The following is a 19746-nucleotide window of genomic DNA, read 5'->3' as shown; positions in this document are numbered from 1 at the left end:
TAGACCTTCATGAACCTGAACCCCCGTGAAAAAGACAAGCTTCTGGTGGCCTTGGCCGCCATGGTGGCGCGCAACCGGCTGGCGCGCGGCGTGAAACTGAACCACCCCGAAGCGATTGCCCTGATCACCGATTACGTGGTCGAAGGCGCGCGCGACGGGCGCACCGTGGCGGACCTGATGCAGGCAGGCGCACATGTCATCACCGCGGACCAATGCATGCCCGGCATCCCTGACATGATCCATTCCGTGCAGGTTGAAGCCACCTTTCCCGATGGCACCAAGCTGGTCACGGTTCATCACCCCATCCGCGAAAGGGCAAGCGCATGATCCCCGGTCAGATTTTCACCCCCGATGGCGAAATCGAGGTAAATGCAGGCCAGCCGGTCACAACGCTGATGGTCGCCAATACCGGCGACCGCCCCATTCAGGTGGGCAGCCATTTCCATTTTGCCGAGGCCAACGCGGGCCTGGACTTCGACCGCACCGCCGCGCGCGGGTTGCGGCTGGACATTCCGGCAGGAACCGCCGTGCGGTTTGAACCGGGCCAGCGGCGTGAAGTGGCACTTGTGCCCTATGGCGGGGCGCGCATGGTTTACGGGTTCAATGCCAAGGTTATGGGGGCGCTGTAAATGTCATACAAGATCACACGCGAAGCCTATGCCGACATGTATGGCCCGACTGTGGGCGACAAGGTGCGTCTGGGCGACACCGACCTGATTATCGAAGTGGAACGCGACCTGATCGCGGAACGCGGCGGTTATGGTGAAGAAGTCAAATTCGGCGGCGGCAAGGTTATCCGCGACGGGATGGGCCAGTCGCAACTGACGCGCGCGGCAGGAGCCATGGATACGGTCATCACCAACGCGCTTATCGTGGATTATACCGGCATCATCAAGGCTGATGTGGGCCTGCGTGACGGGCGTATTGCCAAGATCGGCAAGGCAGGAAACCCCGATACCCAGCCCGGTGTGGACGTCATCATCGGACCAGGAACCGAAATTATCGCCGGCGAAGGCAAAATTCTGACCGCAGGCGGGTTTGACGCGCATATCCATTTCATCTGCCCGCAGCAGATTGACGATGCGCTGCATTCCGGCCTGACCACAATGCTGGGCGGGGGCACCGGCCCCGCGCATGGCACGCTGGCCACCACCTGCACCCCCGGCCCCTGGCATCTGGGGCGGATGATGCAGGCCGCTGATGCATTCCCGATGAACCTGGCGTTTGCGGGCAAGGGCAATGCCAGCCTGCCCGATGCGCTGCATGAACAGGTGCGCGCAGGCGCGGCAGCCCTGAAACTGCACGAAGACTGGGGCACCACACCCGCCGCCATCGATTGCTGCCTGAACGTGGCCGAACAGACCGATATTCAGGTCATGATCCACACCGATACGCTGAATGAATCGGGCTTTGTGGAAAACACGCTGGCCGCCATCAAGGGCCGCACCATTCACGCCTTCCATACCGAAGGGGCGGGCGGCGGCCACGCGCCTGACATCATCAAGGTGGTCAGCAGCCAGAATATTCTGCCAAGCTCCACCAACCCGACCATGCCCTATACGGTCAACACCATCGAAGAACATCTCGATATGCTGATGGTGTGCCATCATCTGGACCGCAAAGTGCCCGAGGATGTGGCCTTCGCCGAATCCCGCATCCGGCGCGAAACCATTGCCGCCGAAGACATCCTGCATGACATGGGCGCATTTTCCGTCATCTCCTCGGACAGCCAGGCCATGGGCCGCGTGGGCGAGGTGATTACCCGCACATGGCAGACTGCCCATAAGATGAAAGCGCAGCGCGGGCGGCTGGCGGAAGAGACCGGCAATAACGACAATTTCCGCGTGCGCCGCTATATTGCGAAATACACCATAAACCCCGCCATCGTACATGGCATGTCACGCCATATCGGCAGCGTGGAAGAAGGCAAACGCGCCGATCTGGTGCTGTGGTCGCCCGCGTTTTTCGGCGCGAAGCCCGAAATGGTGCTGATGGGCGGATCCATCGTCGTGGCGCAGATGGGCGATCCCAATGCCTCGATCCCGGTGCAGCCTATGCATTCGCGCCCTATGTTCGGGGCATTCGGGCGCGCGGTCGAACGCTCTGCCGTGGTGTTCGTGTCGCAAGCGGGGCAATCCGCGGGCATTGGCGCGGAACTGGGGCTGGCAAAAACCACGCTGGCGGTGGAAAACTGCCGCGGCATCGGCAAATCCGACATGCGCCTGAACAGCGCCACCCCCGCCATAGACGTGGACCCCGAAACCTATGAGGTGCGCGCCGATGGGGTGTTGCTGACCTGTGAACCGGCAACCGAACTGCCGCTGGCGCAGCGCTATTTCCTGTTCTGATGCCTATGTTTTGCGCAGCTTTGACGCAAGGATGCAACAGTCACCCCGGAATTGCCGCATCGCAGCACAGCGCACGCGCAGTTGAGAAGAAATTTACGCCCTGCTGTGATACTGCCAGTCCGTGGGAGGAGTGTTTCTACCTGACGGAGGGTGAAATGCGACAACGACCAGCAAATTCCAACCTTAGCCCGCAGCAATCGCGGCAGATTGACTGCTTTCTGGCCAATACCGGCTTCGGCTGCAACCCATCCCATGGCCGCATGTCGAGAGAGGCCGAATTCGCGCGCCTTGACCGCCTGCCGGACAGGGCACTCGCCGCGATGGGCCTGTCGCGGCGCGGGTTGGCAGCCCATGTTTACCGCGATCTTTTCCACACAGGTGCAAAATGACTGATCTTCCTCCCCTGAACCGGCTGTTGAAAACCCGCCCCGACCGCTGTGACGGGGCCGTTATTCTGGATTATGACGGCCGCATGATACGACGCAAACGCCTGACCACCGCCGAAGGGCGCGGCTTCATGGTCAATTTGCCGGAAGTCACCAATCTGGACGCTTATTGGGGGTTCGAACTGACGGACGGCACCACGCTTGAAATTGTCGCCGCCGATGAACCCCTGATTGAGGTGACAGGCGACCTGCCCCGTCTTGCCTGGCATATCGGCAACCGCCACACCCCTTGCCGGATCGAGGGAACACGCCTGCTGGTGCGCCGTGATCATGTAATAGAAGCGATGTTGCAGCAACTGGGCGCCAGCCTGCGCCATATCAGCGCCCCTTTCACCCCCGAAGGGGGGGCCTATGGGCATGGCCGCACGATGGGCCATTCACACGGCCCTTCGCATGACCACGGGCATGCGCATGGTCATCACCACCATCACCACCATACGCACGCCTGATTCATGCTGTCCCCCGCTGCGCTGACCCTTGTTCAATGGTTGTCCCCGGCATTTCCGACCGGGGCCTTCGCCTATAGTCATGGGCTGGAACAGGTCATTGCCGATGGCTGCGTGCATGATGCCGCCAGCCTGCACGACTGGCTGGCCGATGTGGTGCAGTTCGGAACCGGCTGGCAAGATGCGGTTCTTATGACCCATGCGTTAAAAGACGGGGCCGATCCGGATGCGCTGGACGCGCTTTGCGTGGCCCTGCAACCCTGCGCCGAACGGTTGCAGGAAGCACGCGAACAGGGTGCTGCCTTCGCACGCACCCTGGGCACCATGACCGGCCAGCATATCCCCGCCCGCACCCTGCCGCTGACTGTTGCCTGCGCCGCGCGCCCGCTGGACCTGCCCGCAAAAGATGTGATCGCCCTTTATCTTCAGGCATTCGTCAGCAATCTGGTCACCATGGGGGTCAAGCATATTCCACTGGGCCAAAGCGCAGGCCAGAAGGTGCTGGCCGATCTGCTGCCGCTGATTGTGACCATCGCCACAAACGCAGAAACCGCAGAGATTGACGCATTCGCAAATTCCTGCCTTGCTGCCGATCTGGCCGCAATGCACCATGAAATCAAGGAAACAAGGCTGTACCGGACATGAGCACACTGTCTTCCAACCTGCACGGCCCCTTGCGCGTGGGCATTGGTGGCCCCGTCGGTGCGGGCAAAACCACGCTGACCGAACATCTGGCCCGCGCATTGGCGCAACGCTGTTCCATGGCGGTCATCACCAATGACATCTACACCCGCGAAGATGCCGACGCGCTGGTGCGCGCGCAGGTGCTGCCAGCCGCACGCATTCGCGGGGTGGAAACCGGCGGCTGCCCGCATACCGCCATCCGCGAAGATGCCAGCATCAACCTTGCGGCCATTGCGGAACTGAACCACGCTTTCCCCGATCTGGACCTGATCCTGATTGAATCGGGCGGCGACAACCTTGCCGCAACCTTTTCGCCCGAACTGGCGGATATCACCATCTATGTGATCGACACTGCCGCAGGGCAGGACATTCCGCGCAAACGCGGGCCGGGGGTTACGAAATCCGGCATGCTGGTCGTCAACAAGATCGATCTGGCCCCGCATGTGGGCGTTGATCCTGTCCTTCTGGAACAGGACACACAAAGGGCGCGTGGCAGCTTACCCTATGTTCTGGCCAGTCTGAAACATGGCATTGGGCTGGATCAGGTGGTGGCATTCCTAGAACGCGAAGGCGGCCTTGCCCTGCACCCCGAACCGGTTCCGGACATTCAAAGCGCCTGATTTCCCGCCAGAAACGCGGCGGAGAGTCACACGACGGGCTTTCGCAACCCCGTCATACATCTTCACCTTGCCAAGAATACGCGAAATGTCCCTGTTGGCCAGAACCGTGATCCCGGAAAACGCCGAATCCTGAACATGTTGCCTGTTTTACAGGCGTTACGATGCAGGCACTTCCCCCCGCGTTTCAAACCGGATGGCCGCAATGCAGCACTATTATCAGGCATCGCCGCGCCAATTTGCCCAATAATTGGGCATACGCCCATGCCCTGCCCTGATGTCGCGGGATCGTACTGCCCCGAAATTGCATCCGACGAAAGGACGATACACAACATTATTGCTGGTTCGTGGATCAGCATCAAACATGTCCAACGGCCTGATCCTGGCAGATGCCGACCGCTGGACATGGCAACAAGAATGCTGCTCTGACGGATATGGGGTCTTGAATAACATAAAGCAAGCCAGACCGTCAGTCGCATAAGATCATCAAAGGAGAATGCGTCTTATGACAACCAAAACCCTGCTCGCTTCGGCTGCGGCCTCTGCGCTTCTGATCGCGTCCGGCCCGGCATTTGCAGATTGCCCGATCAAGGTGGGTGTGCTGCATTCACTTTCCGGCAGTATGGCGATTTCTGAAACCACACTTCGCGATGTGATGCTGATGCTGGTCGAACAGCAAAATGCCAATGGCGGCCTGCTGGGCTGTGACATCGAAGCCGTTGTCGTTGACCCCGCATCGGACTGGCCGCTTTTTGCAGAACGTGCGCGCGAATTGCTGACTGTCAACGAAGTGGACGTCATTTTCGGGGCCTGGACATCAGTCAGCCGCAAGGCGGTGCTGCCGGTTCTGGAAGAACTGAACGGTCTGATGTTCTATCCGGTCCAGTATGAAGGGCAGGAAAGTTCACGCAACGTGTTCTATACCGGCGCGGCCCCCAACCAGCAGGCCATTCCGGCCGTGGATTATTTCCTTGAAGAACTGGGCGTTGAAAGCTTCGCTTTGCTGGGCACCGACTATGTCTATCCCCGCACCACCAATGCCATTCTGGAAGCCTATCTGCTGTCCAAGGGCATTGCCGCAGAAGACATCTTTGTGAACTACACGCCCTTTGGTCATTCCGACTGGTCCACCATCGTATCCGATGTTGTGGCACTTGGTGCGGGCGGCAAGCAGGTCGGCGTGATTTCCACCATCAATGGTGACGCCAATATCGGCTTTTACACGGAACTCTCCGCGCAGGGCGTCAGCGCCGATGACATTCCCGTAGTTGCTTTCTCTGTGGGTGAGGAAGAACTCTCGGGCCTCGACACATCGCGGCTTGTCGGCCATCTGGCCGCGTGGAACTACTTCATGTCGGCAGACACCCCGGAAAACGAAGCTTTCATCGCTGCATGGCATGACTTCATCGGCGACACGAACCGTGTGACCAATGACCCGATGGAAGCGCATTACATCGGCTTCAACATGTGGGTAAACGCGGTCGAAGCTGCTGGCACAACGGATGTGGACGCCGTGCGCGAAGCGATGTGGGGACAGGAATTCACCAACCTGACCGGTGGCACCGCCATCATGCTGCCCAACCACCATCTGGCAAAACCCGTGCTGATCGGTGAAATCCGCGCAGACGGGCAATTCGACATCATCAGCCAGACTGAAGAAGTCGAAGGCGCTGCATGGACGCCCTATCTGGACGAAAGCGCAACGCTGGTTAGCGACTGGCAGGAACTGGGTTGCGGCATGTTCGACACCGCGACTGAAACCTGCGTTCAGCTGACCTCGAACTACTAAGGCGCAGCAGGGATGCAGGCCAGTCGCCTGCATCCCCCCTCTCCGACATCTCCCGCATGTCCTGCCCGAAGATATGAAGGCCCCATCCCATGTTGCGATTGCCCCGCCTCGCGTGTTTATGCGCGTGCCTGATTTCCCTTACCGTGGTCCTGCACCCTGTTGCTGGCCGCGCCCAAAGCACCAGCGACACGCCCTTGCAGGATGTGCTGCAATCCGTGCAGGCGCAGGTGGCAAGCCCGTCACGCGGCACGGTGCCTGACGTCCTGTCGGCCCTGCTGGAACGCGATGCGCCGGGAACCGTGGAATTCCTGCGCGCATGGCAGGACCGCGGCGTTATTGAACGCCCCGAAGATGGGTTGTTCTTCTTCGCCAATGAAACCGGCGGTATGGCTGAACTGACCGATATCGACAGCGGCGAAATCGTCGCGCAGGTCAGCACCCGCGATGTGAACCAGATACGGCCCAATGCGGGCGTCCGGCGCGAAATCAACGCAGCACTTGTGCAGTTCGAACTGATGAACCCCGATCCCGCCCGCCGTATCGCAGCACTGGAATCCGCGACCAGAAGCCCCGATCCCGAACAGATACCCGCGCTGGAACTGGCGCTTGCGTCTGAAACCGATGCCCGGATCGCTGCGCGCATGGAACGGCTGCTGGACCTGCTGAATGCGCGGTTTACAACCGACACGGCAACCCGCGTCGATGCCATTGACGGGCTGCGCGGCGATATTTCCACCGAAGCGCGGCGCGTTCTGAACCAGCTTCTGCAGACCCGCAGCGATTTCGCCCAAACCCTGCCCGAGGACGCCAATATCGCACGCATCCGCATACCGGGCGAGGATATGGACCTGCACGCCGCCTATGCGGTCTTGTCGGATGCAGATTTGTTCCCGCCCCGCCCCGGCCGCAATGCCATCCGCGATGTGCTGCGCGCCAATGTGGTGAATGGCAGCGTGGGCGGTGTGCCGGTTCACCAGCTGAACACGGATGACAACCGCGTAGCAGCCTATCGCGCCTTGCAGGATGCGGGCACCGTGCCGCCATTGGTGACACAGGCCGATATGGAAGCCGCAGTCGCGCAATATGTCTTTTTCGATGCCTATCTTGAACCGGATGCTGCAGTGACCGATGCGGCGCGCGACGCCCTTGACAGCACGCGCACCCGCATAGGGGCGTTTCAGGCCCTGAGTCTGTCGCTGGATGCGTTGTCGTTGGCATCCATCTTCTTTCTGGCCGCAATCGGGCTGGCCATCACCTTCGGGGTGATGCGCGTGATCAACATGGCGCATGGCGAATTCATCATGATGGGGGCCTATACCGGCTATGTTGTCCAGACGATGATCCCCGACTACACCGTGTCGCTGGTGGTGGCGCTGCCGCTGGCCTTTGGCGTGACTTTTGCCGCAGGCGTGGCAATGGAACGGCTGGTCATCCGCCATCTGTATACCCGCCCACTGGAAACGCTGCTGGCGACATTCGGCATTTCCATCGCGCTGCAACAACTGGCCAAGAATATCTTTGGCACGCAGGCCCGCCCCCTGACCGCGCCGGACTGGCTGGCCGGGTCGCTGGCGCTGAATGACCTTGTCAGTATCAGCACGTTGCGCGTGGGCATCTTCTTCATGGCGCTGATGTTCCTGGTCCTGCTGCTGTTCATCCTGAACCGCACAAGGCTGGGTCTGGAAGTGCGCGCAGTCACCCAGAACCCCGGCATGGCGGCCAGCATGGGTATCAACCCTGACCGCATCAACATGCTGACCTTCGGGCTGGGGTCGGGCATTGCCGGTGTCGCGGGCGTGGCGATTGGCATGTATGCGCAGGTCACATCGGAAATGGGCGCGAATTACATCGTGCAAAGTTTCATGACCGTGGTTGTGGGCGGTGTCGGATCGGTCTTTGGCACGCTTGCAGGCGCGGGTCTGATCGGCGCACTGCAAAAGGGGATCGAATGGTTCAATCCCACCAACACGCTGGCGGCACAGACCTATATGGTGCTGTTCATCATTCTGTTCATTCAATTCCGGCCAAAGGGCATTGTCGCCCTGAAGGGCCGTGCGGCGGGGGATTAAGGCCATGGTTTCCACAACACCAACCGATCAGCCCCGCCCCGCACGCCGCGGCCTGCTGCACACCAACCCGTCTGTTCTGTGGTTCATGGGGCTACTGGGCCTGTTCACGCTGGGTGTCAGCATTCTGTCCGAAGGGATGGGGATTGGCGTTTTGTCCACCTCGATGGTCAAGATCCTTGGCATGACGCTGTGCCTGTGCCTGATTGCGGTCTGCATGGATGTGGTCTGGGGCTACTGCGGCATCCTCAGCCTTGGGCATTTCGCCTTTTTCGGGCTTGGGGGCTATGCCATAGGTATGTGGCTGATGTATGCGCGCACCGAAATCGTCATTCGCGACAGCCTGTCAGGCGCGACCATCCCACCGACCGAGGTGGAGATAACAGATGCCGTCACCGCCCAGATTTTCGGCGTCGTGGGCAGTTCCGAATTGCCCCTGATCTGGAGTTTTGCAGGATCGCTGCCGCTGCAACTGGCCATGGTGGTGCTGGTGCCGGGGCTGCTGGCGCTGGTCTTTGGCTGGCTGGCCTTCCGGTCGCGGGTGACCGGGGTGTACCTGTCCATCCTGACACAGGCCATGACGCTGGCGCTGTCGCTGTACCTGTTCCAGAATGACACGGGCCTGCGCGGCAATAACGGGCTGTCGGGGTTGCAGAACATTCCCGGCGCGCTGCATGTGCCGCAATCAGTGCTGTCGATGTGGTTCTTCTGGGCGTCTGCCTTTGCGCTGGGCGCGGGGTATCTGCTGTTTGCATGGGTCGTATCGGGCAAGTTCGGGTCCGTGATCAAGGCCATCCGCGACAATGAAGCGCGGGTGCGGTTCCTTGGCTATAATGTTGAAGGATACAAGCTATTCGTTTTTGCCCTGACGGCTGTGGTGTCGGGCATTGCGGGCGCGCTGTATTACCCGCAGGCAGGCATCATCAACCCCGCGGAAATTGCGCCCATCGCGTCGATCTATCTGGCGGTCTGGGTGGCGATCGGGGGGCGTGGGCGGCTTTATGGTGCCGTGATAGGCGCCGCAACCGTGTCGCTGATGTCCAGCTGGCTGACAGGGGGCGGTGCGCCGAATATCAGCTTTGGCAATTACCGTTTCTTGTGGACGGATTGGTGGCTGGTTGTTCTGGGTCTTGGGTTCGTCGCTGTGACGCTGTTCTTTCCCAAGGGTATCGGCGGGTTGTTTGACTATCTGGTAAGGAAAAAGCCATGACAACACTTCTGGAAGTGTCGGGCGTGTCGGTCACTTTTGACGGGTTCCGCGCCATCAACAACCTGTCGATTGCCATCAGCGAACCGGAACTGCGCGCCGTGATCGGCCCCAATGGTGCAGGCAAGACGACATTCATGGATATTGTCACTGGGAAAACCCGCCCCGATGAAGGGTCCGTGCGCTGGGGCGAACGGCAGGTGGATCTGCTGAAACTGTCCGAAAGCCAGATCGCCAAGGCAGGAATCGGGCGCAAGTTTCAGAAACCCACGGTGTTTGAAGAACAAAGCGTGCGCGACAACCTGGCCATGGCGCTGCGCAACAAGCGCGGCCCGTTTTCCGTGCTGATGTGGCATATGACCCGCGAGGATGCCGGGCGCATCGTTGAACTGGCAACCGAAATCGGGTTGCAGGACCGCCTTGATGACCGCGCCGGTGACCTGAGCCATGGGCAGAAACAATGGCTGGAAATCGGCATGTTGCTGGCGCAGGATCCGCGCCTGCTGCTGGTCGATGAACCCGCCGCCGGCATGACCCCGGCAGAACGCGAACACACAACCGACCTGCTGAAACGCGCGGCGCAGACCCGTGCGGTCATGGTGATTGAACATGACATGGAATTCATCCGCAGGCTGGAATGCCGCGTGACCGTGCTGCATGAAGGATCGGTTCTGGCCGAAGGCAGCCTGGACCATGTGACGAAAAACCAGCAGGTGATTGATGTTTATCTGGGGCGATAACACATGTTGAAAGTCGAAAATCTGACCCTGCATTACGGGGCTTCACAAATCCTGTATGGTATTTCGATGCAGGCGCGCGCGGGCGCGGTTACTGCCGTGATGGGCACCAATGGCGTGGGCAAGACCAGTCTGTTGCGTGCAATCGCGGGCCGCCACCCATATTCCGGGGGCACAATTGAACTGGACGGGCTGGTGCTGGACCACCCGAGCGCCGCACAGGCTGCGCGCGCAGGCATAGCCTATGTACCGCAGGGCCGTGAAATTTTCCCGCTGATGAGTGTGACCGAAAACCTGCAGACCGGATTTGCCTGCCTGCCCCGGTCAGAGCATCGCATTCCCGAACGGATTTATGACCTGTTCCCGGTGCTAGAGCAGATGAAAGACCGGCGCGGCGGCGACCTGTCAGGGGGCCAGCAACAACAGCTTGCCATTGCGCGTGCGCTGATTGCGCAGCCGAAGGTGTTGCTGCTGGATGAACCGACCGAAGGCATTCAGCCCAATATCATCAAGCAGATCGGCAAGGTCATCGAATTGCTGCGCAGCGAGGGTGAAATCGCCATTGTGCTGGTCGAACAGTACTTCGATTTCGCCTATGGGCTGGCGAATGAATTCTGCGTTCTGAACCGGGGCGAAGTCGTCCTGTCCCGCCCGGCAAGTCAGGTCACGAAACCGGAAATCCTTGAACGGGTGTCTATTTAGGACCGGCACACGCGCGCACTCAGAGGTAGGTTAAATCGTCGCAGGGGGGTAAAAGGTCAGGGAACCTGCACCTATGTATACTTGCGTAGATGTATTGTCCCGCTAGACTGCCCATCAACCCCGAGTCGTCGGGTGTCGCGTTACTGTTAGGCAGCGGGTTCCCCCCGCACTGAGAGGAGAGACTGATGTTCAAGGTCAAGACCGCAGCGCTGGCTGTGCTGTTCGCCCTTCCGTTCGCCGCACAGGCAGAACCCACCGGCGATGCCGCAGCGGGTGAACAGAACTTCCGCCAATGTGCCAGCTGTCATGGTATTGTGTCCCCTGATGGCGATGTCATCCAGCGATTGGCCCCGACAGGCCCCAATCTGTGGGGCGTGGCAGGCCGTCAGGCAGGCACCTATGAAGGGTATGAGCGTTTTTCCAGTGCAATGCAGGCCGCAGGGGCTGAACATGACGTGATCTGGGATGAAGAAAACTTCGTTGCCTATGTCACCGATCCCGTCGGTTTCCTACGCGAGGTGACGGGAGATGCGCGCGCGCGCGGCAACATGAACCACCGTCTGCGCGGCTCGGCTGAAGATCTGTATGCCTATCTGGCACAATACAGCGCGGAAGAAGAATAAGTCACGCGCTGCAATTGTAGATATCCAAATAGGGGCCAGACCATGGCCCCTTTTCTTTTGCGGCATCACGGGGCGCGGGGTCACGTCTGGCCGCGCCGCAAAGCCGGGTGTTTTCTGGCCTGAATGGACCATAGGATATGCACAAAGCCCGCGCTGGCGGTGGGCCGGGGACTGCCGGTCCTGCGTGGGAGGAGTTCAGTTTATGCTTGCGTCACAACTCCGACGTCCAAGGCCGGGCATGACGCTGGCGAAACCGGCAGGCCGCGGGACGGCCAGACCTGTGGCGTGGGCCAGCCCGCAGCCTTTGCTTCGCGCCAGAGGGAAACTACTGCGCCGTTTCGCCCTGACCCGACCGCATATCAGCCGTTTTCGCGCAATATCTGCCCGGCCAGATACAGTGACCCGCAGATCAGAACCTTGGCCTGCGCGTCCTGCCCCGCGATATCAGCCAGCGCGCTGGCCACGCTTTCGGCTTGTCGCGCATCTATTCCGGCGGATTGTGCGGCTTTGGCGGTGTCTTCTGCGCTTAGCGTCGCGGCCTCTCCGGGGATGGACACAGCATACAGGCGCGCGGTCACATCGGCCAGCGGGCGCATGAAACCCGCCACGTCCTTGGTGTTCAGCATACCGCAGATCAGCCACAGCCTGCCCAGCTTCAATTGCGCCAGCGTGTCGGCAATCGCCTGTCCTGCCGCCGGGTTATGCCCGCCATCCAGCCACAGCCGCCCCTGTGGCAGGGCATCAACCAGCGGCCCATGGCGCAAACGCTGCATACGCGCGGGCCAGTACGCGCGGCTCACCGCCGCCTCTGCCCCCGCGCCATGGCCAAGCGCGCGAAGCGCTGCAAGGGCCGTTCCCGCATTCTGTACCTGATGCGGCCCCGCCAGATTGGGCAAAGGCAGATCCAGCAGGCCGGTTTCGTCCTGATAGATCAGCCGCCCGCCTTCGGCCGTGACATGCCAATGCTGCCCCTGCACCAGCAAGGGCGCGCCCAGACGTGCCGCGCGCGCTTCAATCACGTCCAGCGCGGCATCTTCCTGCGCGGCCACCACACAGGGCACCCCACGCTTGATGATCCCTGCCTTTTCGCCCGCGATTTCGGTCAGTGTTTCGCCCAGATATTGCTGATGGTCCAGACTGACAGGGGTGATGATGCTCAGCGCGGGGCGGTCCACAACATTGGTGGCGTCCAGCCGCCCCCCAAGCCCCACTTCCAGCAATGTGTAATCCGCAGGCGTGCGGGCGAATGCCAGCAATGCCGCGCAAGTGGTGATTTCAAAATAGGTGATCGCGTCGTCACCGTTGGCGCGCAGGCATTCGTCCAGCAGGGCCGACAGGGCCGGTTCCGAAATCAGATCCCCGGCAAGCCGGATACGTTCATGAAACCGCGCCAGATGCGGGCTGGTATAGGCATGCGCGCTGCATCCCGCCCCTTCCAGGCCGGCACGGATCATGGCCTGGGTGCTGCCCTTGCCATTGGTGCCCGCAATGTGAATGACGGGTGGCAGGCTGCGTTCGGGATGGTCCAGTGCGGCCAGAAGACGCCAGACACGGTCCAGCGTCAGGTCAATGATTTTCGGGTGGAACGCCATCATGCGCGCCAGAAGCGCGTCAGAGCCTGCGCCTGTCACCGTTCAGCGCCCGGTTCAGGCAAGGCTTCGGTCCCGGCCTCGGCGGCCTGTTCCGGTGCAGGCAGATCGCCATATACAACCGCAGGTTGCCCAGTCAGCATGCGCAGCACTGTCGCGATTTCAGTGCGCAATTCCTTGCGCGGCGTCACGCGGTCCAGCATGCCGTGATCCAGCAGATATTCGGCGCGCTGGAACCCTTCAGGCAGTGTTTCGCGGATTGTCTGTTCAATAACGCGCGGGCCGGCAAAACAGATCAGCGCGTTGGGTTCGGCAATCTGTACATCGCCCAGCATGGCGTAACTGGCCGTCACCCCGCCGGTGGTGGGATGGGTCAGTACCACAATATAGGGCAGGCCCGCTTCGCGCAGCATATCCACAGCGACAGTGGTGCGCGGCATCTGCATCAGCGACAGGATACCTTCCTGCATGCGCGCGCCACCGGCTGCCGAAAACAACACAAGCGGCAGTTTGCGGGCAATCGCATGTTCGGCACCGGCAATGATGGCATTGCCCACATACATGCCCATGGACCCGCCCATGAAGCTGAAATCCTGCGCGACCGCAACAAGGCGGGTGCGCAGCACCTGGCCTTCGGCGACAAGCATGGCTTCCTTTTCACCAGTGCCTTTCTGCGCGGCTTTCATCCGGTCAGGATATTTTTTCTGGTCGCGGAAATGCAGCGGGTCCGCAATTGGCTGGGGCACCGCGATTTCCGTAAACATCCCCGCATCGAAGAAATTCGCGAATCGTTCCCGGGGTGAGATCGGCATATGGTGGTTGCACGACGTGCAGACCTGCTGGTTCTGGGTCAGTTCCCGGTGAAACAGCATTGTGCCGCATTCCGGGCATTTGACCCATAAATTCTCAGGCATCTCCCGCCGGGAAAAAAGCGAGTTGATGGTGGGGCGAACGTAATTGGTTATCCAGTTCATCGAAACATCCTGCAGGGCATCTGGCCTGAGATAATCGGCATGCGCACGAAATGCAATCAGCGAGCGCGCAGCCACCACCGGCATATGCCCCAGACCAGCACCATGCCCGCCATGTCCATTCCCAGCATGAAAGTCATGATCTCAGTATCTTTCGGCCCGAAGGGCAAGCGGTACAGCGCCAGCCCGTCCAGTGCCTCGCCCGTGGTGAACAGAAAGATGGCCAGCAGGTTATTGGCAAAATGCAGCCCCCACGCCATGCCAAGACTGCCACTGCGCGCGGTCAGATCAGCCAGCAACAACCCGAAAAACCCTGTCACGAACACCACCATCCAGACAGCATCGCCCATTTCTTCCGGCGCATAATGCACCAGCCCGAACAGCACGGAAGGCAGCACCATCCACACCCAGCGTGACAGGAAACGTGCGGCCAGTTGCTGTTGCAGATAGCCGCGAAAGACCACTTCTTCCGCGCCGGTCTGAATAAGCAAGCCGACAACTGCGACCGGCAGCCATGCCAGCCAGACAGTCCAGACCACCCCGCCAGACAGATCGACGAATAGCAGGAAATACAGCACCCCCGGCACGGAAACCGCCATGAAGATACCCATTCCGGCCATGAAATCACGCCAGAGAACCGCCCATGGACCAAAAAGGGATGCGATACTGCGATGATGAATCAACCGTACCGCCGCGAATGTGCCCAGTGCCATGCCCGCGAAGGTAAACAGCAATCCCACCAGCGCTGCGGGCGTTCCGCCAATACTCATGCCAGCAATGCCGCCGTCAAAACTGCGCCACCCTCTCAGCGCCACAAAGCCCGCGCCCATCAGGGCCATCCAGCCCAGATAAATCACGATCATCACCCCCAGCCCCAGCAACAGGCGCCATAGCTGCGGGCGCAGGCGAGCGGGGGCGACAAAGGCGTCAAAAACCAGTGGCTGCAACATGATGAATCAAACCCCCGAAGGAAAATATCTGCGGTGTATCGGCTGGTATAAGCCCTCTGCTTGAAGCAGATCAGGCGCGGCGTGACAATGGCGCGATGACATGACAATGTGACACCTTATCGTGTTAAGGAACAGGTCATGGCTCCCGCAACGGTTGTTCTGGTTGTCATTTTGCAAGTGGGCTTCATCATCCGGGCGTTGCTGCGCGCGGGGCTGTCACCGTCTGCACGGCTGGCCTGGGTGACGATCATTTCAGCGCTGCCCGGCGTTGGGATTGCGGCTTATTTCCTGTTCGGCGAAATCCGGCTGGCGCGCGCGGGCCGCGAACGCATGCGCGAGGTCCGCCATAAACTGCTGGCCGCCCAGCGCGCCAGCCCGCAAAGCATGATCCTGCATACCGGCGCGGCACGCCCGGCTTTTGCTGCGGGTCAGGCAACAAGCCAGTTTCCCCCGGTACGCGGCAATCGTCTGACCCTGCTTGTCGAAGGCGATGAGATGATGCAGGACGTTTTCGACGCCATCGCTGCAGCGCGCGATCATGTCCATGTGTTGTTCTATATCTGGCTGCCGGATGACACGGGAACCCGTATGGCGCAGGGACTGATGGATGCGGCGCGGCGCGGGGTGACCTGCCGGGTTCTGGTTGACGATCATGGCGCGCGCCGTCTGATCCGGTCGAACCTGTGGCAGTTGATGGGAGCCGCTGGTGTTGCGCTGGAACGCGCCGCCCCTGTCGGCAACCCCTTCATCAGCATGCTGTTTCAGCGCATCGACCTGCGCAATCACCGCAAGATCATCGTGGTCGACAACCGCCTCAGCTGGATCGGCAGCCGCAACTGCGCGGATGCGGCTTTTGCCATCAAACCACGGTTCGCGCCCTGGGTGGACATTCTGGTGCGGCTGGAAGGGCCGGTCGTACAGCAACAGCAGGCCGTTTTTCTGCATGACTGGATGACACATCACGCAGAAGATCTTAGCCATATGCTGCGCACCCCCATACCGCCCGCGCCGCAAGACCCGCAAGGCAAGGTCACGGCGCAGGTCATCGCCTCTGGGCCGGACGACATTTACACCACGCCCTCGGATGCGCTGCGCGCGATAATCTATGCGGCCACCGAAGGGCTGATGCTGACCACGCCCTATTACGTGCCAGACCCCGCGCTGCACACGGCCATTTGTTCGGCGGCGGAACGCGGGGTGCAGGTCGACCTTATTGTGCCCGCGCGGAATGACAGTGCAATTGTGGGGGCGGCCAGTGAAAGCCTGTATCCGGACCTGCTGCGCGCGGGTGTGCGCATCCATCTGTTCGAACCGGGGCTGATTCATTCCAAGATTGCCACAGTTGACGGGCAGTTCGGCATGATCGGCACCGCCAATCTGGACCACCGCAGTTTCGATCTGAATTATGAAAATTCGCTGCTGTTCCAATGCCCCGATTTCACCGCCTGCCTTGATGCGCGGCAGCGCAGCTATATTGCCCGCGCGACAACCATCGACCGCGCCGATGTCGCTGGTTGGTCCATCATCCGCAGGCTGCGCAACAACATTCTGGCACTGGCCAGTCCGCTGCTGTGACACGGCCCTTCCGGCAGGGATTTGCCGCTGATACCGGCTGTGACAGGCGCGGGCACAGGAAATCGCAGGCAATGTTGCAATCTTCGGCGATGCAGCCTTGTTGCCCCTGCCCCAGCACCCTACATGCAGGCCTATGTTCATGAATTTACCTTTCCTTCCAAAAAAAACGACCGTCGCCGTCATCCGGTTGCAAGGCATGATTGCCGCAAGCGCCAGTCCAGGGCGGTTGAATGATGCCAGCCTCGCGCCGTTGATTGAGGCTGCGTTCCGCCGTGGCAAACCCGCCGCTGTGGCGCTGGTCATCAATTCGCCCGGCGGCAGCCCGGTGCAAAGTGCGCTGATCGCGGCGCGCATCCGTCGTATGGCGGAGGAGGTGAAGATACCCGTTCACGCCTTTGTCGAGGATCTGGCCGCATCGGGCGGGTATTGGCTGGCAACTGCGGGCGATGACATCCATGTTGACGCCAATTCGATTGTCGGCTCCATCGGTGTCATCTCGGCCGGGTTCGGCTTGCAGGATCTGATTGCGCGCCACGGCATTGAACGGCGGGTCTACACGTCGGGCACGTCCAAGTCGCAGCTGGACCCGTTCCGCCCCGAAAACCCCGAAGATGTAGCCCGCCTGCGCCAGTTGCAGGATCAGGTCCATCAGAATTTCATCGCGCAGGTCAAGGACCGGCGCGGCGCGAAACTGGCGCAGGATGACAGTCTGTTCACCGGCGAATTCTGGGTGGGCACGCGCGCGGTTGACCTGGGCCTGGCCGACGGGCTGGGCCATCTGGTGCCGATGATGAAGGCCCGCTATGGCGAAAAGGTCCGTTTCCGGCAGTACGGCATTCGGCGCCCGTTTCTGTCGCGGCTAGGGCTGGGTGTCATGACCGATGCACTGGAATTGTCGCAGGAACGCGTGCTTTACGCGCATTACGGGATGTAGGCCAATGATCATAAAAATCGTGGCCGCGTTTCTGGTGTTCATGGTTGTGATGGGCGCGATCAAGAAATTCCTGAACCCGGCACATAAGACGCCCCTTGACCGGTTGCGTCAGGCAAAATTGCCCCGCCCGCGCAAATGCAAGACCTGTGGTAAATTCCTGCTGAACGACGATAATTGTCGCTGCAAGGGCTGATCTTCTTCTGAAAGGGTTGTGAATGCTGATTGACCTTGCGCAAGTCGCAGTGGGCCTTGTGGTCTTGTTGCTGGCGGGGGATTTGCTGGTGCGCGGCGCGGTCAATCTGGCGCTGCGGCTGTGCATTCCCGCGCTGATGGTCGGCATGACGATCGTGGCATTCGGCACATCCGCGCCTGAATTGCTGGTATCGGTCAAGGCCATATTGCAGGATGCGGGCGGGCTGGCACTGGGCAATGTCGTGGGGTCCAATATCGCCAATATCCTGTTGGTGCTGGGCCTGCCCGCGCTGGTATCCGCACTTGCGGTCAACCGAGAGGTACTGCGCGATTATCTGATGATGCTGGCAGTGTCGGTCCTGTTCACAGCACTGGCGCTGACGGGCGTGATCGGCGGGTGGCAGGGACTGGTTCTGCTGGCGGCATTCGCGCTGTTCATGGCCGACAGCATCCGGCGGGGCCGCGAGAGCCGCACGCAACCTGATGCGCTGGAAGGCGCGGACCCGTCCATGCCCGGCGCGCGGATCGCACTTTATACCGTGATTGGCATTATTGGCCTGCCACTGGGCGCGAATCTGCTGGTCAGCGGTGCGGTCGATATTGCCGAAACGCTGGGCGTGTCCGACCTGATGATCGGGTTGACCATTGTTGCTGTCGGCACGTCGCTGCCGGAACTGGCCACAACCCTGATGGCCGCCATCCGCCGCGAAGGGGGCGTTGCGCTGGGCAATATCATCGGGTCGAACCTGTTCAATCTGGCACTGATCCTGGGGGTAGCGGGGCAGGTCGGGGACATGGTGATTCCAGCGCAGATGGTGCAGCTTGATCTGTGGGTCATGCTGGGCGCATCACTTGTTCTGGCCCCGTTCATCTGGACCGAAAAGCCGATCACCCGGATATGGGGGGGGGTGTTGCTTCTGGGATATGCGGGCTACATCTGGGCATTGATGCAAATCGGAGTGTGACCGCATGCCCAATGCCCTTGTAACCGGTGCAGCCCACAGGCTCGGGCGCGAAATGGCCCTGTATCTGGCGCGGCGGGAGTATGATATCGCCATTCATTACGCCAGTTCCGACGCGGCCGCGCACAGCCTGCAGGCCGAAATCACCGCAATGGGGCGCAAGGCAGTCTGCGTTCAGGCGGATTTGCTGGATGAGGATGCGCTGGACCGGGTTGTGCCCGACGCCGTGCAGGCCCTTGGCACCGGCCCACTGAGCATGCTGGTCAACAACGCCTCAATATTCAAGGAAGACAGCATTGCCAGCGCCACCCGCGCAAGCTGGGACATGCATATGATGACAAATTTGCGCGCGCCCTTCGTGTTGACTCAGGCCTTTGCGGCGCAATGCCCCCCGGCAACGCGCGACGCTGTGGGCGAAGCTGTGGCAGGCGGGCTGGTCGTCAACATGATTGACCAGAAAGTGCGCAGGTTGACCCCACAGCATATGACCTATTCCATCGCCAAGATGGGGCTGTGGGCCTTCACCCGCATGGCCGCGCAGGAACTGGGACCGCATGTCAGGGTCAATGCCATCGGCCCCGGCCCGACATTGCAAGCTGCGGATCAAACCGAAGGAGCCTATCTGCACAGCCGCCGCTCTACAATTCTGGCGCGCGGGGCCAACCTGTCCGACATTACCGCAGCACTGGGTTTTTTCATGGATTCATCAGCGGTTACAGGCCAGATTTTATGTGTGGATGGCGGCCAGCATCTGGGATGGCACTCCCCTGAAGGGGCGGGCATACAATAGTCCTGCATCGCAATATCTGCCAAGTTGTACACCGTTCACGGTCCGGTCACAAAACCGTAACCATTTATTAAGAAATTTCAGTGCCTTGGCCGGACAGAATTAAATTATAATTAAAAAC

Annotated in this window: 21 protein-coding genes; 18 read left to right on the top strand and 3 right to left on the bottom strand. The window is 60.6% G+C overall.

From position 1 onward, the window contains the following. Positions 1 to 9 precede the first annotated feature (9 nt). The 13 genes from PUT78_RS02035 to PUT78_RS01975 all read left to right on the top strand — a co-directional run bounded on the left by PUT78_RS02035 (position 10) and on the right by PUT78_RS01975 (position 11665). A complete protein-coding gene (locus PUT78_RS02035) occupies positions 10 to 327 on the top strand; it encodes an urease subunit gamma (RefSeq protein ID WP_274350381.1) in 318 nt (105 codons plus the stop codon). Next, entirely contained in the window at positions 324 to 629 is a 306-nt protein-coding gene (locus tag PUT78_RS02030; protein ID WP_274350379.1) for an urease subunit beta, read from the top strand. The genes PUT78_RS02035 and PUT78_RS02030 overlap by 4 nt, the downstream gene beginning before the upstream one ends. Continuing rightward, positions 630 to 2348, top strand: coding sequence for an urease subunit alpha (gene ureC, locus PUT78_RS02025; protein WP_274350377.1), 1719 nt, complete (start codon positions 630 to 632; stop codon positions 2346 to 2348). A 155-nt stretch (positions 2349 to 2503) separates the two neighbouring features. Then, positions 2504 to 2737: a hypothetical protein gene (locus PUT78_RS02020; RefSeq protein ID WP_274350376.1), complete on the top strand. Its 234-nt coding sequence runs from the start codon at positions 2504 to 2506 to the stop codon at positions 2735 to 2737. Then, entirely contained in the window at positions 2734 to 3243 is a 510-nt protein-coding gene (locus PUT78_RS02015; protein ID WP_274350375.1) for an urease accessory protein UreE, read from the top strand. Before PUT78_RS02020 ends, PUT78_RS02015 begins: the two co-directional genes overlap by 4 nt. Before the next feature lie 6 nt (positions 3244 to 3249). Continuing rightward, positions 3250 to 3885, top strand: a complete 636-nt coding sequence (locus PUT78_RS02010) for an urease accessory protein UreF (protein WP_274350476.1) — start codon at positions 3250 to 3252, stop codon at positions 3883 to 3885. Then, a complete protein-coding gene (ureG, locus tag PUT78_RS02005) occupies positions 3882 to 4544 on the top strand; it encodes an urease accessory protein UreG (RefSeq protein ID WP_274350374.1) in 663 nt (220 codons plus the stop codon). The genes PUT78_RS02010 and ureG overlap by 4 nt, the downstream gene beginning before the upstream one ends. A 502-nt stretch (positions 4545 to 5046) precedes the next feature. Continuing rightward, positions 5047 to 6330 (top strand): urea ABC transporter substrate-binding protein, encoded by a 1284-nt coding sequence (gene urtA / locus PUT78_RS02000; RefSeq protein WP_274350372.1) that lies wholly within the window; start codon positions 5047 to 5049, stop codon positions 6328 to 6330. 89 nt (positions 6331 to 6419) lie between these two features. Continuing rightward, positions 6420 to 8399, top strand: a complete 1980-nt coding sequence (gene urtB / locus PUT78_RS01995; RefSeq protein WP_274350371.1) for an urea ABC transporter permease subunit UrtB — start codon at positions 6420 to 6422, stop codon at positions 8397 to 8399. A gap of 4 nt (positions 8400 to 8403) precedes the next feature. Continuing rightward, a complete protein-coding gene (gene urtC, locus PUT78_RS01990; protein WP_274350370.1) occupies positions 8404 to 9606 on the top strand; it encodes an urea ABC transporter permease subunit UrtC in 1203 nt (400 codons plus the stop codon). Then, positions 9603 to 10343, top strand: a complete 741-nt coding sequence (gene urtD, locus PUT78_RS01985; protein ID WP_274350368.1) for an urea ABC transporter ATP-binding protein UrtD — start codon at positions 9603 to 9605, stop codon at positions 10341 to 10343. Before urtC ends, urtD begins: the two co-directional genes overlap by 4 nt. A 3-nt stretch (positions 10344 to 10346) precedes the next feature. Further along, the gene (gene urtE, locus PUT78_RS01980; protein WP_274350367.1) at positions 10347 to 11042 is read left to right on the top strand and encodes an urea ABC transporter ATP-binding subunit UrtE; all 696 of its coding nucleotides are present in this window, start codon (positions 10347 to 10349) and stop codon (positions 11040 to 11042) included. A gap of 185 nt (positions 11043 to 11227) precedes the next feature. Beyond that, the gene (locus PUT78_RS01975; RefSeq protein WP_274350366.1) at positions 11228 to 11665 is read left to right on the top strand and encodes a c-type cytochrome; all 438 of its coding nucleotides are present in this window, start codon (positions 11228 to 11230) and stop codon (positions 11663 to 11665) included. Positions 11666 to 12024: 359 nt separating this feature from the next. Here PUT78_RS01975 and PUT78_RS01970 read toward each other — a convergent pair whose 3' ends face one another. Genes PUT78_RS01970 through PUT78_RS01960 form a run of 3 tightly spaced genes read right to left on the bottom strand, consistent with a single transcriptional unit; the run spans position 12025 to position 15175 of the window. Next, the gene (locus PUT78_RS01970; protein WP_274350365.1) at positions 12025 to 13296 is read right to left on the bottom strand and encodes a bifunctional folylpolyglutamate synthase/dihydrofolate synthase; all 1272 of its coding nucleotides are present in this window, start codon (positions 13294 to 13296) and stop codon (positions 12025 to 12027) included. Further along, a complete protein-coding gene (gene accD / locus PUT78_RS01965) occupies positions 13293 to 14228 on the bottom strand; it encodes an acetyl-CoA carboxylase, carboxyltransferase subunit beta (protein ID WP_274350364.1) in 936 nt (311 codons plus the stop codon). Before accD ends, PUT78_RS01970 begins: the two co-directional genes overlap by 4 nt. Positions 14229 to 14284: 56 nt before the next feature. Continuing rightward, the gene (locus PUT78_RS01960; RefSeq protein WP_274350363.1) at positions 14285 to 15175 is read right to left on the bottom strand and encodes a CPBP family intramembrane glutamic endopeptidase; all 891 of its coding nucleotides are present in this window, start codon (positions 15173 to 15175) and stop codon (positions 14285 to 14287) included. A gap of 138 nt (positions 15176 to 15313) precedes the next feature. Between PUT78_RS01960 and cls the strand changes: the two genes are divergently transcribed. From cls to PUT78_RS01935, 5 genes are all read left to right on the top strand, one after another. Beyond that, entirely contained in the window at positions 15314 to 16750 is a 1437-nt protein-coding gene (cls, locus tag PUT78_RS01955) for a cardiolipin synthase (RefSeq protein WP_274350362.1), read from the top strand. A 133-nt stretch (positions 16751 to 16883) separates the two neighbouring features. Next, positions 16884 to 17684 (top strand): S49 family peptidase, encoded by an 801-nt coding sequence (locus tag PUT78_RS01950; protein WP_274350361.1) that lies wholly within the window; start codon positions 16884 to 16886, stop codon positions 17682 to 17684. A 4-nt stretch (positions 17685 to 17688) separates the two neighbouring features. Continuing rightward, complete coding sequence (locus tag PUT78_RS01945) at positions 17689 to 17877, top strand: hypothetical protein (protein WP_274350360.1); 189 nt, start codon at positions 17689 to 17691, stop codon at positions 17875 to 17877. 22 nt (positions 17878 to 17899) lie between these two features. Continuing rightward, entirely contained in the window at positions 17900 to 18841 is a 942-nt protein-coding gene (locus PUT78_RS01940) for a calcium/sodium antiporter (protein WP_274350359.1), read from the top strand. A 4-nt stretch (positions 18842 to 18845) separates the two neighbouring features. Continuing rightward, a complete protein-coding gene (locus tag PUT78_RS01935) occupies positions 18846 to 19628 on the top strand; it encodes an SDR family oxidoreductase (protein WP_274350358.1) in 783 nt (260 codons plus the stop codon). Positions 19629 to 19746: the final 118 nt, after the last annotated feature.

It is taken from the genome of Roseinatronobacter alkalisoli (assembly GCF_028745735.1).
Classification (GTDB): Bacteria; Pseudomonadota; Alphaproteobacteria; order Rhodobacterales; family Rhodobacteraceae; genus Roseinatronobacter; species Roseinatronobacter alkalisoli.
Note: the sequence above shows the minus strand (reverse complement) of the source record. Positions and strands in the feature narration are given on the sequence as shown.

Coding starts and splice junctions, on each gene's coding strand:
- urtC (WP_274350370.1), top strand. CDS start 8,404: ATGGTTTCCACAACACCAACCGATCAGCCCCGCCCCGCACGCCGCGGC.
- urtE (WP_274350367.1), top strand. CDS start 10,347: ATGTTGAAAGTCGAAAATCTGACCCTGCATTACGGGGCTTCACAAATC.
- urtB (WP_274350371.1), top strand. CDS start 6,420: ATGTTGCGATTGCCCCGCCTCGCGTGTTTATGCGCGTGCCTGATTTCC.
- PUT78_RS02015 (WP_274350375.1), top strand. CDS start 2,734: ATGACTGATCTTCCTCCCCTGAACCGGCTGTTGAAAACCCGCCCCGAC.
- PUT78_RS02035 (WP_274350381.1), top strand. CDS start 10: ATGAACCTGAACCCCCGTGAAAAAGACAAGCTTCTGGTGGCCTTGGCC.
- urtD (WP_274350368.1), top strand. CDS start 9,603: ATGACAACACTTCTGGAAGTGTCGGGCGTGTCGGTCACTTTTGACGGG.
- PUT78_RS02030 (WP_274350379.1), top strand. CDS start 324: ATGATCCCCGGTCAGATTTTCACCCCCGATGGCGAAATCGAGGTAAAT.
- PUT78_RS01935 (WP_274350358.1), top strand. CDS start 18,846: ATGCCCAATGCCCTTGTAACCGGTGCAGCCCACAGGCTCGGGCGCGAA.
- PUT78_RS01945 (WP_274350360.1), top strand. CDS start 17,689: ATGATCATAAAAATCGTGGCCGCGTTTCTGGTGTTCATGGTTGTGATG.
- ureG (WP_274350374.1), top strand. CDS start 3,882: ATGAGCACACTGTCTTCCAACCTGCACGGCCCCTTGCGCGTGGGCATT.
- urtA (WP_274350372.1), top strand. CDS start 5,047: ATGACAACCAAAACCCTGCTCGCTTCGGCTGCGGCCTCTGCGCTTCTG.
- ureC (WP_274350377.1), top strand. CDS start 630: ATGTCATACAAGATCACACGCGAAGCCTATGCCGACATGTATGGCCCG.
- PUT78_RS02020 (WP_274350376.1), top strand. CDS start 2,504: ATGCGACAACGACCAGCAAATTCCAACCTTAGCCCGCAGCAATCGCGG.
- PUT78_RS01975 (WP_274350366.1), top strand. CDS start 11,228: ATGTTCAAGGTCAAGACCGCAGCGCTGGCTGTGCTGTTCGCCCTTCCG.
- PUT78_RS01950 (WP_274350361.1), top strand. CDS start 16,884: ATGTTCATGAATTTACCTTTCCTTCCAAAAAAAACGACCGTCGCCGTC.
- accD (WP_274350364.1), bottom strand. CDS start 14,228: ATGAACTGGATAACCAATTACGTTCGCCCCACCATCAACTCGCTTTTT.
- PUT78_RS01940 (WP_274350359.1), top strand. CDS start 17,900: ATGCTGATTGACCTTGCGCAAGTCGCAGTGGGCCTTGTGGTCTTGTTG.
- PUT78_RS01960 (WP_274350363.1), bottom strand. CDS start 15,175: ATGTTGCAGCCACTGGTTTTTGACGCCTTTGTCGCCCCCGCTCGCCTG.
- cls (WP_274350362.1), top strand. CDS start 15,314: ATGGCTCCCGCAACGGTTGTTCTGGTTGTCATTTTGCAAGTGGGCTTC.